The 14697-nt window shown below is 46.9% G+C and carries 13 protein-coding genes; 5 read left to right on the top strand and 8 right to left on the bottom strand.

Going from position 1 to position 14697, the window contains the following annotated elements; all coding sequences use genetic code 11:
* Positions 1-69 precede the first annotated feature (69 nt).
* Positions 70-1560, bottom strand: a complete 1491-nt coding sequence (locus B4V02_RS23335) for a sensor histidine kinase (protein ID WP_094156598.1) — start codon at positions 1558-1560, stop codon at positions 70-72.
* Entirely contained in the window at positions 1557-2243 is a 687-nt protein-coding gene (locus B4V02_RS23340; protein ID WP_043890679.1) for a response regulator transcription factor, read from the bottom strand. The genes B4V02_RS23335 and B4V02_RS23340 overlap by 4 nt, the downstream gene beginning before the upstream one ends.
* A 288-nt stretch (positions 2244-2531) precedes the next feature.
* On the opposite strand from B4V02_RS23340, the gene B4V02_RS23345 reads away from it, so the two are divergent.
* The 5 genes from B4V02_RS23345 to B4V02_RS23365 all read left to right on the top strand — a co-directional run bounded on the left by B4V02_RS23345 (position 2532) and on the right by B4V02_RS23365 (position 8208).
* A complete protein-coding gene (locus B4V02_RS23345) occupies positions 2532-4832 on the top strand; it encodes a glycosyltransferase family 39 protein (RefSeq protein ID WP_094156599.1) in 2301 nt (766 codons plus the stop codon).
* A gap of 18 nt (positions 4833-4850) precedes the next feature.
* Positions 4851-5939: a glycosyltransferase family 2 protein gene (locus tag B4V02_RS23350; protein ID WP_007428319.1), complete on the top strand. Its 1089-nt coding sequence runs from the start codon at positions 4851-4853 to the stop codon at positions 5937-5939.
* A gap of 3 nt (positions 5940-5942) precedes the next feature.
* Positions 5943-6365: a GtrA family protein gene (locus B4V02_RS23355; RefSeq protein ID WP_094156600.1), complete on the top strand. Its 423-nt coding sequence runs from the start codon at positions 5943-5945 to the stop codon at positions 6363-6365.
* On the top strand, positions 6362-7234 hold the full coding sequence (galU, locus tag B4V02_RS23360; RefSeq protein ID WP_007428317.1) for a UTP--glucose-1-phosphate uridylyltransferase GalU: 873 nt from the start codon (positions 6362-6364) through the stop codon (positions 7232-7234). Before B4V02_RS23355 ends, galU begins: the two co-directional genes overlap by 4 nt.
* Positions 7235-7380: 146 nt before the next feature.
* The gene (locus B4V02_RS23365) at positions 7381-8208 is read left to right on the top strand and encodes a class I SAM-dependent methyltransferase (RefSeq protein WP_094156601.1); all 828 of its coding nucleotides are present in this window, start codon (positions 7381-7383) and stop codon (positions 8206-8208) included.
* Positions 8209-8305: 97 nt separating this feature from the next.
* On the opposite strand, the gene B4V02_RS23370 is transcribed toward B4V02_RS23365, so the two are convergent.
* From B4V02_RS23370 to B4V02_RS23395, 6 genes are all read right to left on the bottom strand, one after another.
* Positions 8306-9052, bottom strand: coding sequence for a glycerophosphodiester phosphodiesterase (locus tag B4V02_RS23370; RefSeq protein ID WP_094156602.1), 747 nt, complete (start codon positions 9050-9052; stop codon positions 8306-8308).
* A gap of 154 nt (positions 9053-9206) precedes the next feature.
* Positions 9207-10721, bottom strand: a complete 1515-nt coding sequence (arfA, locus tag B4V02_RS23375) for an arabinosylfuranosidase ArfA (protein WP_007428314.1) — start codon at positions 10719-10721, stop codon at positions 9207-9209.
* A gap of 368 nt (positions 10722-11089) precedes the next feature.
* Positions 11090-11845, bottom strand: a complete 756-nt coding sequence (locus B4V02_RS23380; RefSeq protein ID WP_094156603.1) for a muscle M-line assembly protein unc-89 Uncoordinated protein 89 — start codon at positions 11843-11845, stop codon at positions 11090-11092.
* A 165-nt stretch (positions 11846-12010) separates the two neighbouring features.
* A complete protein-coding gene (locus B4V02_RS23385; RefSeq protein WP_094156604.1) occupies positions 12011-12700 on the bottom strand; it encodes a DUF6033 family protein in 690 nt (229 codons plus the stop codon).
* A gap of 120 nt (positions 12701-12820) precedes the next feature.
* Positions 12821-14377: a S8 family serine peptidase gene (locus B4V02_RS23390; RefSeq protein ID WP_094156605.1), complete on the bottom strand. Its 1557-nt coding sequence runs from the start codon at positions 14375-14377 to the stop codon at positions 12821-12823.
* A 42-nt stretch (positions 14378-14419) separates the two neighbouring features.
* A complete protein-coding gene (locus B4V02_RS23395) occupies positions 14420-14692 on the bottom strand; it encodes a peptide maturation system acyl carrier-related protein (RefSeq protein ID WP_157739770.1) in 273 nt (90 codons plus the stop codon).
* Between the last annotated feature and the right edge of the window lie 5 nt (positions 14693-14697).

The following is a 14697-nucleotide window of genomic DNA, read 5'->3' on the forward strand; positions in this document are numbered from 1 at the left end:
CCCGAGCCGTGTAACAAGTAAAGCTGCGGTTCGGGAGGCTGTTTTTAGCTTGCGCCATCATGTACAATACTATACCGTTCCTGCTAAAGGCAGCGTTACTTTGAATACACTACCGACTCCCAGTGTACTTTCGGCTGTGATGTTTCCGCCGTGCGCTTCCACGATAGACTCTGTAATAGCCAAGCCAAGCCCCGCTCCGCCCGAGCTGCGTGTACGTGATTCATCTCCACGATAAAATCGCTCAAATATCCGCTCCAGCTGTTCTTGACTCATGCCTGGTCCGTTATCACGAATTTGGATATCCGCCAACTTCTTGCTGGCGGACAAATTCACATGGATCACACCGTTCTCCAGGTCCGTATGCTGAACAGCATTGTGGAACAGATTGAGCACCACCTGCTTGATTTTATCCCCCTCTGCCAGCACCCGTACACCTGCCGTCATATCAAAAACCACCTTACGCGTGCCTGCCAGCATGAGAAGCTGTGGTTTCATTTCCAGCAGCAACCCATCCAGCGATATGCATTCCAGCTTCAACTCCGGCGTTCGGTCCAGCTTAGCCAGCAACAGCAAGTCGGAGACAAGTTTATTCATCCGCTTGGATTCTCCATACATACTTTCTAGTGCGGACTGAAGCTGCTTGGGATTGGCTGCCGCCCCGCGAAGCAATACCTCCAAAAAGCCGTGGATCGACGTGAGCGGGGTTCGTAGCTCATGAGAAGCATCCGCTATGAATCGTCTCATCTGCATCTGCAACTCCCGCTCTGCAGCAAATGAATGCTCCAGCCGTTCCAGCATTCCATTAAATGAAACCGCCAACCGATCCACTTCATACTGGCCCTGCTCGGCGTCAAAACGCTCGTCCAGATTCCCGGCATCAATACGTTTGACCGCCTCAACCATCCGCGAAAGGGGCACCAACGTACGGCGCAGCACAGGAAGCATGAGGGCCAGACCAATCGCAAGCGCAATCAGAGACAATAAAATAAAGGTACGGAGCTGATTAATCAGCTGCTCTTGCATGGAAGTCGTGGATACGCCCATTTGAAGCAAACCTGACGAGCGGTCAGGCGGGCCAAGCGGGCGGAACACAACCAGTTGCTCATTCCCTTGAGCATCCGTGATCAATTGATAGCCATGACGCATGCGCTTGCTCTGCTGCATCGCTTGATACTGCTCAGTGGTGAGACGCGGTGGGTTAAGTCCGTTTTCACTGGACAAGCTCCGGAAGGTTCCATCTATGCCTATAGCTGCGAGCGACATATCCGGCCAAAACAGGAACGGCCCCGGTCGATCATCCCTTCGATTGTTTCCTCCCTGGGGAGCAACACCCCCACTCTGCTCTTGCGAGTCCCTAATCAATAAATCAGCAGGAATGGAGTTTAACTGCGTTCCCATAGCATCTGCACGACTCCGATACAGAAAATCTTTCATCAGAAAATATTGTAGAAAGCCGATCAATACGAGCATCAGAGCCAAAATAAGCAATGTTCTGGCTAAAAGCTGGGACCGGAGAGAACGGAGTCCATATTTGCTCCGATGTTTGCCCCCCGCCTTCATAGCAGATCCACACGGTATCCAACACCGCGCAGCGTACGAATGACCCGATGCTCCTTGTCTTTAAGTTTTTCACGCAACGAGCGAATATACACTTCAACGATATTATCCTCGCCCCCAAAATCGTACCCCCACACCCGGTCCAGAATACGGCTTTTACTTAAAACAATACCGTGGTTCAGCACCAGAAACTTCAATAGCTCATATTCGGTAGGCGACAGCTCCAGCACCTGACCCTGATAGCGAATCTCCTTGCGGCGATCATCCACTTGAAAGGGTCCGTGAACCACTTCTCCCAGCAGATCGGGAAACTGGTTGCGCAAACGCGCTTCAATGCGAGCCAGCAGCTCATTAAAGCTAAAAGGCTTTACAACATAATCATCCGCGCCGAGTTTTAAGCCTTTTACCCGATCATCCACATCATCCTTGGCTGTCAGCATAATGACCGCGATATTATCCTCCGTCTCCTTGAGACTTTGACATACCTCGAAACCGTTCATTTCAGGCATCATGACATCCAGTACCGCTACATGCGGACGAAACTCTTTTGCCAGATCAACCGCATCACTCCCATTCTCGGCGGTTCTGACTTCATATCCTTCATTAATTAGTCCAAGCTCTAAAAATTGCAAAATATGAGGCTCATCGTCGGCCAGCATAATTTTAACTCCGTGTATTGGTTTCATGGTTAATCTTCCCTTTCATAACGTCGCATTTTTTCCCTATAAAAAGTCGGTTCATTTTTACCTGTATCTAATATACCTGAATCCCGCCGTAAAAAAAGCACCTCTGATAAGCTTTCAGCTAACGTTCAGGGAGCGCTCATAACCAATTAAGGTACGTCTGGCAAGATAATAGCAAGCCGGTAGTTCACCGGGCCAAGATCAGAAGCGACTGGTCATTCCGCAGTCCTGAAGATAGCGGCTAGAACAACGGAATAAATACAAAGAATTTTCACAGGGAGTGGAATGTACATGATTAAGAAATGGTTTAAAAGCAGGGCGGATATCCCCCTGATCATCATCATGTTGATATCTGCATTTTTGAACGGATACAACATCTGGCAAGACAAATACGTCAACACCTACTACACGACGGCCGTAGCGAGCATGCTAGAGAACTTTCACAACTTCTTCTTCGCCTCACTCGATTCTGCCGGATCGGTAACGGTAGACAAACCGCCAGTCGTGTTCTGGATTCAGACCGCGAGCGCCTACATATTCGGGCTGCACGGCTGGAGCGTTATTTTGCCGCAAGCGCTGGCTCAGGTCGGGTCGGTATTGCTCGTTTACCTGCTCGTGAAACCGAGCTTCGGTACGATGGCTGCTCGATTGGCCGCCTTCGCCATGGCAACTACACCGATAGCAGTAGCGGTCAGCCGCACAAATAACATCGACGCTATGCTGGTGTTCACCTTGCTACTTGCCACATGGCTTTTGTTCAGAGGCATCAAAAATAGCAAAACCGGGCTGATCCTCGCGGCTTTCGCAGTCGTAGGCATTGCCTTTAATGAAAAAATGCTGCAAGCCTATATGATCGTTCCCGCTTTGGGATTGTTTTATCTACTGGCCTCCAAGTTTAACTGGAAGCGTAAAGCGGTAACCCTGGCAGGATCGGCAGTGGTTCTTCTGATCGTATCGCTCTCTTGGGCAGTTGTGGTGGACTCCACTCCGGCAGACCAACGCCCTTATATGGGAAGCAGCGGTACAAACTCTGTACTGAATTTGGCCTTTGGCTATAACGGCCTGTCCCGTCTGACAGGAGATCAGGGAACAGGCGGTGGACGTGGTGGCCAGCGCTCGGAGTGGAAGCAAAACGCCACAACCAATAGCAGCAGTACAAATTCGGAGCAGACTCAGACAGCTACACCATCGGGTGATGCTACAGCAACTGGCGACGCTGCTACTAACAACACGGCAGCAGGTGGATTCGGTGCAGGTGGCCAAATGCCGCCGGGCGGATTTGGCGGCAACGGGCAAGGCGGTCCTGGCGACGGGCAAGGTGGACCTGGTGGTCCTGGTGGTGGACCGGGCGGGAATTCCGGTGGTGGCATGTTCGGCACTGGTGAAAAGGGGCCTTTACGGTTATTCCAATCTGCCTTGTCAGGTCAGGCCAGCTGGCTGCTTCCATTCGCATTGATTGCTTCGATCGGACTGCTGGCAAGCATTCGTCGTCGCAATATAACCCAGAAGCACAGAGAGATCATCTTCTGGCTGGCCTGGCTCCTTCCTGTCGCTGCATTTTTCAGCGTAGCCGGCTTCTTTCATCATTATTACCTGATTATGCTCGCACCACCGATTTCAGCGCTCTTTGGAGCTGGATTCGTAGAATTGTGGCAGCAGTATCGCGAGCGTTCCAGCTGGCTCTCCTGGCTGTTACCGGCAGCGGTATTGGCAACCTCGGTATTTGGCTGGTTTGTTTTGCAAAATTACAACGATACCATTGGCAGCGGCTGGTCCATCGCGGTATTAATCTTGGGGATCGTTGGCACAGCGTTACTGGTAATAGCACGACTGAAATCAGAGAAGCTGACGAAATTTGCCGTCATTACAAGTGTACTCGCAATGTTCATCGGCCCTGTGTACTGGGCATTGACACCGATCACCTACGGGGGGAACAGCATGATTCCACAAGCAGGGCCGACTCAATTTGGCGGTGGCGGTGGCGGTGGTGGCGGAATGCCAGGCCGCAATGATGGCAATCGAGGCCAAAGCGCCAATGGACAACAAGCTGAAGGAACTCAAACAAGCACAGACACAGAACAGAGATCTTCTGCCCGCTCCAGAGGAATGGGTGGACCGAACGGAAGTCAAAGCTTAGATCAAAAAACGTTGAGCTATTTGCAACAGCATAACACAGGTGAAACCTACCTTTTCGCAGCAAGCAATTATTCAACAGCCGCTCCTTACATGATTGAAGCCGGACAAAAAGTGATTATTATGAACGGCTTTGTATCCTCCGATCCGGTGTATACCGTCGACAAGATCAAGGCGCTGGTCGAAAGCGGTCAGGTGAAATACTTCATGATCAATGGTGGAGGCGGCGGTGGACCAGACAGCGGCAACTCCGAAGTCACCACATGGATCAAAGATCATGGCAAAGTAATCCCTACAGATGAGTGGAAAACAACAACTGGCGAAGCAAGTACAGATGTTCAGGCATCCGACAGCGGAAGCGACAAAACGAACAGCAATTCAAATGCTCAGGATGGCCAAGGTGGACCTGGCGGAGACGAGCGTGGCGGAAGCGGTACTTTATACGAAATCACATTATAAATTAGGGAGGAATTACTCATGAGTGAACAAATTCGTTATTCCATAGTTATACCGATGTACAACGAGGAAGCCGTCATTACTGAAACCTATCGGCGGCTAAAACAAGTCATGGGCTCGATGGGCGAGCCCTACGAGCTGATCTTCGTAAATGATGGGAGTTCGGACCGCAGCGTCCAGCTCATCAAGGAATTCAGTCTCAGAGATGACACCATTGTATTGATTGATTTTTCCCGCAATTTCGGTCATCAGCTGGCCATTACCGCCGGGATGGATTATGCGGTGGGAGAGGCGGTCGTCGTCATTGACGCCGATCTCCAGGACCCACCTGAGCTAATTGTTGAGATGGCTAGCAAATGGAAGGAAGGCTATGAGGTGGTCTACGCCAAACGGCTGAAACGCAATGGCGAAACTCGCTTCAAGAAATGGTCGGCCAGCCTCTTCTACCGTGTGCTCAAAGCCTCCACGGACATCAATATCCCGGTGGACACCGGGGACTTCCGCCTGATGGACCGCAAGGTTATAGATGAATTAAAGCGACTGCCGGAAAATAACCGATTTGTCCGTGGATTGGTCAGCTGGATCGGCTTCAAGCAAACTGCTGTTGAGTATGAGCGCGATGAGCGGCTCGCAGGCGAAACCAAGTATCCGCTGAAACGCATGATCAAGCTCAGCCTGGACGGGATCACATCCTTTTCGATTAAACCACTCAAGCTGGCGGGTTACATTGGAGCACTGCTGTCGATGTCCGGCTTCCTGTATCTGATGTACGTGTTATTCCTCAACTTTTTCACCGATTCCTACGTGATGAAGGGCTGGTCGTCCATGATTAGCATCAGCCTGATCTTTGACGGTGTAATCCTGATCATTCTCGGTATTATGGGTGAGTATGTAGGACGGATTTATGATGAGACCAAAGCCCGTCCGCTCTACATTGTACGTGAGCATCTGGGTGGACAATACGAAAACGGACCGACACATGCCAAGAAAGCTCCTGAACAACGTGACTCCCTGTATCAAGGAGCCCGAGACAGTCTGATTTCTGCCGGACGTACAGTACGCGGCAACAGTGCGGTATATCCCGGCCCCAAATCCGGTCATGGAGCATAACCCATGAAAAGTCGCATTGCCCCGCTGCTTCCTATAATCCGTTTTGGCATGGTAGGATTGGTCAATACGGGCGTAGATTACATCATTTTTATGCTACTGGCCTGGGCCGGGGTTCCGGTCCTGGTGGCACAGATCATTTCGTATAGCTGCGGCACAGCCAACAGTTATATTTTAAACAGCAAATGGACATTCAACAAACAACGACCAGACGATACTAACAAAAGTCAATTACCTAAATTTATCGTCATCAACCTGATCGTATTGGGTCTAACCGCCTTATTATTGCAACTGCTTCACGCTGGAACCGAGCTGCCTCTTGCCTTATGCAAGCTGATCGCCACCGCAGCCGGAATGATCATTAATTATATCGGGAGCCGATACTGGGTATTTGGTTCCCCATCCCGAAAGGAAAGTGAATCTCTATGAGAAAAATTACAAAAGCCGTTATTCCAGCCGCCGGACTAGGAACCCGTTTTCTGCCTGCCACAAAAGCTTTACCCAAAGAGATGCTTCCAATAGTCGACAAGCCGGCTATTCAATATATCGTAGAAGAAGCCATCAAGTCCGGGATTGAAAGCATCATAATCGTCACGGGTCGCAATAAGAAAGCCATCGAAGATCATTTTGACAAATCTGTGGAATTGGAGCAAGTGCTGGAGAGCAAAGGTAAGTACGACCTTCTGCGTGAGGTTCAAAGTATCGGGGGCAAAGCAGTCATTCACTATATCCGTCAAAAAGAACCCCTCGGCTTGGGACATGCAGTACGCTGTGCCCGTCAGTTCATTGGCGATGAGCCCTTCGCTGTATTGCTGGGTGATGATATTATGAATTCCTCTACCCCGGCCATTCGTCAAATGATGGATGTCTACGAGGCGACGGGCAAGCAAGTGGTCGGCGTGCGTACGGTAGAAGAACAGGATGTAAGTAAATACGGCATTATTGACTCCACCCACCAGAATGGCCTTATACACGAAGTCGGTGGACTTGTTGAAAAGCCTTCCCCTGCAAATGCTCCTTCACGGCAGGCAGTCATTGGACGGTATGTATTGGAGCCTTCCATTTTCTCCATATTGGAAAATATGTCCACCGGTGCGGGTGGTGAATACCAACTGACAGATGCCCTCCATCAGGTAGCATTACAGAACCAACTCCTTGCCCTAGAACTGGAAGGCACGCGTTATGATATTGGTGATAAGGCTGGATATCTGGAAGCCGTGCTCCACATGGGCATGCAGCGCGCAGATTTGCGCCCTATGCTGGACTCCATGATACGTGAAGCGCTGGCTTCACGATAAAATAGGGAAATCTCCTCTGAAATCCGATAGTTGCTGTGCAATCACAACAGTAGATGAATAAACATATAAAACTGTACAATGTAAGAGTACAGCAGCATCGGAATCTGCTCGGCCACCCGGTCGAGGCCAAGGAGGAAAAAGCTCTTATGATACCTGAAGGAAATCTGCAAAGTAACGTGGACCGTTTCAGTGGTTTTGCCGACAACTATGATCAGCATCGCCCAGAAGCACCGTCACTCGTCGTGGAAATCATCAGCCGCTATTTGGAACGAAACGTAGAGCTTGTGGTCGATATTGGCTGTGGTACAGGGCTTTCGACCTTCATCTGGAAAGACGCAGCTCGGCAGATCGTCGGCATTGAGCCTAACCCTGACATGAGAGGAAAAGCTGAGCGCAAGCTAGAGGCAGCAGGAACGACAACAGCAGCAACCATCTCCTTCCAAAGCGGGTTCTCCAACAGCCTGCCTTTTGAGGATGGAACTGTAGACGTCATCACCTGCTCTCAGTCCTTTCACTGGATGGACCCTGAGAGCACGCTCCAGGAAGCGGGCAGAGTCTTGGCTCAGGGCGGCGTGTTCGCAGCCTATGACTGTGACTGGCCTCCGGTGCTGCAATGGCAGATAGAGCAGGCGTATATAGAGCTTATCGCCAAAGCGGATGCCATTTTGGAGCAGGTAACCCCTGTAGAGCAACAAGCCCACAAATGGAGCAAGGATCAACATTTGGCTAATCTGCAGCGCAGCGGACAATTTCGCTACACCCGGGAAATTGTCTTCCATAATCGTGAGCAGTGTGACGCCGCTCGCTATACAGGGCTTGCTCTGAGCCAAGGTGGCATTCAGAGTGTCTTCAAGCTCGGCAACCGGACACTGGATGACGATTTGGCACGCTTTGTGAAACAGGTAGAGGATCATTTTCAGGGCAAAACACTGGATATCCTGTTCAGCTACCGTATGCGACTTGGCATCAAGTAGGAAAGGAATCAGGTTCTCAAAAAAAAGACTCTTCTTCGCCTCATAAACATGAGTGCGTGCAGGAGAGTCTTTTCGCTTCAGTTCAGTTTGCTTCCGATCAGGACGAACGGGAAGCTAAAATGTGCGACAACCGATCAGGATAGTCCGTGATAATGCCGCTCACCCCAGCCTCCAGCAGACGCTTCATTTCCTCCGGCTCATTCACTGTCCACGGATGGTAGACTACACCTATTGCCAAAGCCTCAGCTACGGCTTCTGGTGTAACAGCATGCTTGTGGGCATGAAGTGCTGTGACTCCGAATTGGGCTGCATACTCCGATGGACGAACCATAATCTCGATATACAGCGCACCCGTCCTAATCTCAGGAGCGAGCTGCGCACAGAGCGCCAGCGATTCGTGATTGAAGCTGGATAGGATCACCCGCCTTTCCAACCCGAAACGCCTCACGGCAGCAACGACCTCTTCTTCCATACCGGGATAGCGATAAATGCTATTTTTCAATTCAAGATTAATCACTGTATCAGAGGACTGCGCCAGTTCCAACAGCTCATCCAGCAATGGCACCCGCTCGCCCTGAAATTTCTCGTCAAACCAGCCGCCCGCATCCAGCGTATTCAGTTCTTGCAGCGTAATATCCCTTACATCCAGCGGTGAACCTGTCGTACGCTCCAGCGATTCATCGTGAATCAGTACCAGATGTCCATCTTGGGTACGCTGCACATCCGTTTCTATGCCTGTTGCTCCCAACTCCAGCGCGTGTCGGAACGCTGCCATCGTATTTTCAGGACATCCCCCAGAAGCTCCGCGATGTGCAAAATTAATCACCTTTTCGGTCGTAGTCACAGCCTGATCCCTCCTGTCATTTCACAAGAAGATGATACGCGCTCATTGTTTGCGCTGTATAAAAAAAGCCCGCACTTCTACTCCTGTATGCCATTACAAGAGAGAATGCGAGCTTTATTTAGCTACAATGAGGCCTACTTATTATAGAAAAGAATTAATGAGACTTAGCGAGACGAATGACATTCCACGATGCTTTACCCAAGTGAGATTTTACAATTCCATCCTCCAGCTTGGCATTGCCGCCATTGTGAGGCGCAACCTTTTCCCCTGCGGGGCTGTTGGTCGCCTTGAGATCGTCATGCTCCAGCACGGTATGCTCCACAATGCGGTAGCCTTCAAAGCTGCGCACATCTACCGTCAGCTCCAGCGACTCGGACAAGTGACGGTTAACCGCAAAAATGGTCAGAGCGTCTCCCTCTTCATCATATACCACAGCACTATCCAGATAAGGGATGTCTGTGAAATCCTTGGAATCGTATTTTTCGGAGTCCACCACAGGCATCAACGATATTCCACGACCATAGCGGGACGCATGCAGGTACGGATAGAAAATCGTTTGTTTCCACGCTCTTCCGTTATTTTCGGTCATGATCGGAGCAATAACGTTGACCAGTTGGGCGAGACAAGCCATCTTCACACGATCCGCGTGACGCAGGAACGTAATCAGCATGCTGCCCACCAATAGCGCATCCTCGAAGTTGTAGATATCTTCAAGCTGCGGCGGTGCCACAGACCATGGATCGATTTTTTTGTCCGCATCGTTGGAATGGTACCACACATTCCATTCGTCAAAGCTGAGCATCATTTTTTTCTTGCTGCGTTTCTTCGCTTTGATATAATCGCAGGTCGAAATAACCGTTTGAATAAAATGGTCCATATCCATGGAACGCGCCAGATAATTTGGAGTATCATTGTCGTGGTTGCCATAGTATTGGTGCAGGGAAATATAGTCAGCTACCTCATAGGTATGATCCAGCGTCGTCGCTTCCCATTCCGGGAACGTCGGCATCGTCGAACTGGAGCTGCCGCAGGATACAAGCTCAATGTCAGGATCAATCAGCTTCATGGCTTTGGCAGACTCTACAGCCAGACGGCCATACTCTTCCGCTGTCTTATGTCCGATCTGCCAAGGACCGTCCATTTCGTTGCCAAGACACCACGTTTTGATCTTGTGCGGTTGCTCTATCCCATGACTCCGACGCAGATCACTCCAATAGGAACCGCCCGGATGGTTGCAATATTCAACTAGATTACGCGCCGCATCAATTCCACGCGTACCCAGATTTATCGCCATCATCACTTCGGAACCAACATCCTTGGCCCATTTAAAAAATTCATTCGTACCCACTTCATTGGGCTCGACCGTTCTCCATGCCAACTCCAGCTGTCTAGGTCTGGATGCGACAGGACCGACACCATCCTCCCAATTGTAACCGGATACAAAATTACCTCCCGGATAGCGAATAATTGGAACATCAAGCTGTCTTACTAATTCTTTCACATCATTACGGAAACCCCCTTCATCACTGGATGAATGAGAGGGCTCATAAATACCGCCATATACCGCACGTCCGAGATGCTCTACAAAAGAACCATAAATGCGTTTATCGACTTCAGCAATACGAAAAGATTTGTCTACAATCATTTTTGCTTTTACAGCTGCTGCCATCTAAACCATCCTCTCTGAATGCGAAAATAAAATCCGTTGTACCTCTAAGACTAACAAGCCGTTTTATTTACGCTGTTAATATAACACACCATAATTACGATGGTCAATATTATTATTAAATACTTAATATTTTAGTTAAGCATAATGATAAACGATAAGAAATTGGTTACGCTTTTCCGAATGCCTCGTTTTATAAACGAACCTATTGAGCAAATAACTACTTTACTAAGTAGTAATAAATAGACTTGCTGTTCACTTTTCCTGCTCTGTCCGTTTCCATAAGAGTAAGCAGAGGGTGCCTCTGCGAACGATAGCGTTCGTCTGAAAGCACCCTCCTAATTTAGCGTACCATGCACATGATAGCCGGATCAGACTGCAATATTTATCTTCGTGCCTGCTGTTTTCGCCCCATCTTTAGCCGAGTCCAGATAGGCATTAAGCTCTTGTTCAGTCCACACCCTGCCAACCTCGGCACTTACTTCCTTCTCATCCTTTTGTTCATCCTGATTTGTACTCGTCGATTCCTGCTTTACTGCTTCTCTGACACGATCATTAATATTCGCAGCGACTTCCATGATTTTTCCATTAAGCCCTTCTGCCTTCTCACGCAAAGCCGCTGACTTTGCAGGGTTAGTGCTCTCCCAACCCTTAGCTTCGCTTCCCAATGTAATTTGTGCCATTTTAGTTATTTTGGCATTCTTCAACTCATTGTTTGCAGATATAACACTATGCATTGTATAGGTGATCAGACTTTGATATTCTTCCCTTTTACCTTTCTGAGCCTCTTTTTTACTTTCCTCATCCATGCCTAAAGCTTTTTTTTGCTCTTCCAGTGATTGCTTTTGAATATTCTCGTCAATTTGCTGAATCTGCTTTTCTATCTCTTCCATTTCAGCTTTTACAGCTTCTGGACCGAGACCACGCTTGAGCGCATTACTTAAATAGTCCGAACGCCTCTCCATCAAATTTTGCTTTTGCTCTGTCAGTTGTTGAATAATTTTGTTTTGCGGCTTGCCTATACTCTTCCTTTCAGCCTGAGTGGAAATGGGATGCCGTAGCTCAATTCGGTTGTTATCTGTGTTGCGGAACGGCGATTGATGAGATGATGTAAATGATACATTCATTCTAAAACCTCCAATTCTCTTCTAATCAGTTATTCTAGAGATATATCAATCATTCGCACTATGTCCTTATTGAAAACAAAGCCAAATCCATTCGCAAATGAACGGATTTGGCTTTGAAAAAATAAGCTTTTTCTGAAAAAGAACGAACTCGGACCAGTGCTTCCCTTAATAAAATCTGTTCAGCTTATTCGTCTTTAAAAGCAAATTCTGTTGTATCCAATCCTGAGTTGACATAACTCCCCTGGAATCAGAACTCAAAGCACTGAGCGTTTGAGCAGGCAATAAGTCTGTTAAATGAAGTGGACGCACAAATGTATATTCCTCAGCATCCTCAGATGCTTTACGTTCTTGTTCCGCTCTTTCTTTTTGCTTCTCTGCCTCGATTTTTTTGCCCTTCTCTACTTCCTCTGGAGAGGTTTCGCTGGCCGACCATATAGTATAGGTGCCATCCTCATGAATAATCATACTGCGACCAACTAACTTTACACCATACATTTGCTCCATTTGCATGAACGCTGATTGATCCTCATTGGTATAATAATTAATATACCCGTATACTTTCTCTCTCAGGGCAGGATCCGTCTTCATTTTTTCCAAGATACCAGGTGCAATGACCACATCCTGTAAGCTTCCGCTTCTTCCGCGTCTGACGATCTCTTTCTCATTCTTTGGAATGTTCTCAATCCCAACCGTAAGGCCATATTTTTCTGAAATGGCTTGTGCCTCTTTTTCAGTGGCAGAAGTCAAAACTTTGTCAAAACCAACGGAAGAAGCACCAGCCGTTATCTTATTTTTTTGTTGTTCTGAACGTGTTGTTAAAGAAACATTACTCATAGTAGGTAACGTAATATTCATTCAACATACCTCCGACATTTTATTTACTATAATTATCGGTAATATTGGCAGGTTTATGAATATTTTTTTATGAATTATCCATTTATGCACAAAATTTGTTTTTGCCGTGTATTGAACGGTTCAAGTTAATTGCTGTTTTAAATATTTAAACAAGAAACCGGCTACTATCTCTACAAAATTTTCTGTTTTCACTGTTGTAGTCAATATTTCTTTTGCTTCATCTGTATGGTCGATGATCCTCACAAGCTCATTTTCTGTACACAAATAAACTTCAATATCAACCTCCAGAAAACATAAAAATTTTTCAATTTCTGGGCGGCTATCGACCTCAAATGTGGTAACACATAAATCCGAACTAGTTCTTCTTAAATAAGAAGATAGATACCCTGCGGTATCTTCCGCATAGTGCACCATGCTCCATTTGGGCAAATACTCAATGTCAAATAGGTTTGCAGCAGGTTCGCACGAAACGGCAAAACATTCGTAATGCTCCCCTAAAAAATATTCTTTTAATCGATTCAATAAGTTAAAAGATTCAATTTGTCCAGAAGTAAAAATGGCAATTAGCGGAATAGCTAATGAAGCAGTTGCATAGGAGTTATAGCGAATAATGTTTCTTTTATAGCTCCAATGCCATAATTTTATATTAATAGATTGAACGGGGGGAGGAATGTCGAAGAAGGACTCTCCAACATATACAATGTTCATTTGATATTCCGAAGCAATTCGATAGATACAGTCGAACATTTTCTCATTCATTAGAACATCATCAATTATTATGGTGTTAAATTCATGTTTATCTAATGAAGTCAATTCTTCTCTAACATAAGCAGCTATAGCTTTAGGCTCATACACGAAGATAGTTTTAAAATGAGGAAAATACAAACTGTTGTAGTCTAACAAAGCATTCGGTTTCAGAAAAATAAAAGCGCCCGTTATCCAGTCAGGAGATTCTGATACTGGCAATACATATCCGGTTACATTATGATTTTTGGCGTTCTGAAGTAATTGAATCTTTACATCATCAATATAACTTGAAGAGGCATCATACAGAATTTTAGAAATATAAGCTGTTATAAACGGAGCAGCATAACTATTGCTATTTGAACAAATCATTGATCCGAAAAACGGTAGATTTAATTCGTGCATTGCAGATGCAGTAACATCAATTCCCTCATCAGAGTAATAATTAAATGCATAATCATTTTGTGATAATTGTTGACTGGTATGACACTTTACACCCACTACATTGGATAGGGATGCCGGGTAAGTAATATAACCATCATTGTGACATGCACAGACAATGATTAAGCCTGCTTCAACAAGTTGGTTTACTGTTTCACGCATCTGCTTTTTTTCATTTAGATAAGTGCTCCCCAAACTTACATTGACGACATCTATGTTATGGTCCACACACCAATGAAGTGCGGCATAGAACTGAGCTGGCTCTCCTTTTAGATGATGATTTAATATTTTGATACTACTAATTTTCACGTGAGGATTATATTTGAGTACAATAGCCGCGCATAATGTTCCGTGAGAGAGCCCCATTTTGTCATTTGCTCGAACCGTTGTTCCCAAATTTCTATCAATTTCAATATTATAATCAAGGTGAATTCCCAGTTCATCAGCTGAAACACCGTCATCAATAATCGCTATGTGAACTTCCCGGGGCATTTACAGCATCCTCTCGTATCTAATCAACAACATGTATTGAACCTACTGGCACAAGAGATTAACCTGTTTCGTGATTACTCCCTCAATTCCTTTTAAAGATCGAAAATGACCCTGTACGACATCTTCCTCAGGTATCAAGATATTAAATTCCCGTTCAATCTCGGTGAATAAATAGAGCAAATCGCGGGGAGCGAGACCAACCCGTTCCCCCATCAAATCCTCATCCCAGTAGCTGGAAATCAACTTTGTTTTATCTACTTTGAAAAGCTCAAAGAACAATGTGTTGAGAGTAGCGGCAATATCTAGTTTAGTCATGATAA

This window comes from Paenibacillus kribbensis, from assembly GCF_002240415.1.
GTDB lineage: Bacteria > Bacillota > Bacilli > Paenibacillales > Paenibacillaceae > Paenibacillus > Paenibacillus kribbensis.

Coding starts and splice junctions, on each gene's coding strand:
- B4V02_RS23350 (WP_007428319.1), top strand. CDS start 4,851: ATGAGTGAACAAATTCGTTATTCCATAGTTATACCGATGTACAACGAG.
- B4V02_RS23385 (WP_094156604.1), bottom strand. CDS start 12,700: ATGAATATTACGTTACCTACTATGAGTAATGTTTCTTTAACAACACGT.
- B4V02_RS23355 (WP_094156600.1), top strand. CDS start 5,943: ATGAAAAGTCGCATTGCCCCGCTGCTTCCTATAATCCGTTTTGGCATG.
- B4V02_RS23340 (WP_043890679.1), bottom strand. CDS start 2,243: ATGAAACCAATACACGGAGTTAAAATTATGCTGGCCGACGATGAGCCT.
- B4V02_RS23390 (WP_094156605.1), bottom strand. CDS start 14,377: ATGCCCCGGGAAGTTCACATAGCGATTATTGATGACGGTGTTTCAGCT.
- B4V02_RS23345 (WP_094156599.1), top strand. CDS start 2,532: ATGATTAAGAAATGGTTTAAAAGCAGGGCGGATATCCCCCTGATCATC.
- B4V02_RS23335 (WP_094156598.1), bottom strand. CDS start 1,560: ATGAAGGCGGGGGGCAAACATCGGAGCAAATATGGACTCCGTTCTCTC.
- B4V02_RS23380 (WP_094156603.1), bottom strand. CDS start 11,845: ATGAATGTATCATTTACATCATCTCATCAATCGCCGTTCCGCAACACA.
- arfA (WP_007428314.1), bottom strand. CDS start 10,721: ATGGCAGCAGCTGTAAAAGCAAAAATGATTGTAGACAAATCTTTTCGT.
- B4V02_RS23365 (WP_094156601.1), top strand. CDS start 7,381: ATGATACCTGAAGGAAATCTGCAAAGTAACGTGGACCGTTTCAGTGGT.
- galU (WP_007428317.1), top strand. CDS start 6,362: ATGAGAAAAATTACAAAAGCCGTTATTCCAGCCGCCGGACTAGGAACC.
- B4V02_RS23395 (WP_157739770.1), bottom strand. CDS start 14,692: ATGACTAAACTAGATATTGCCGCTACTCTCAACACATTGTTCTTTGAG.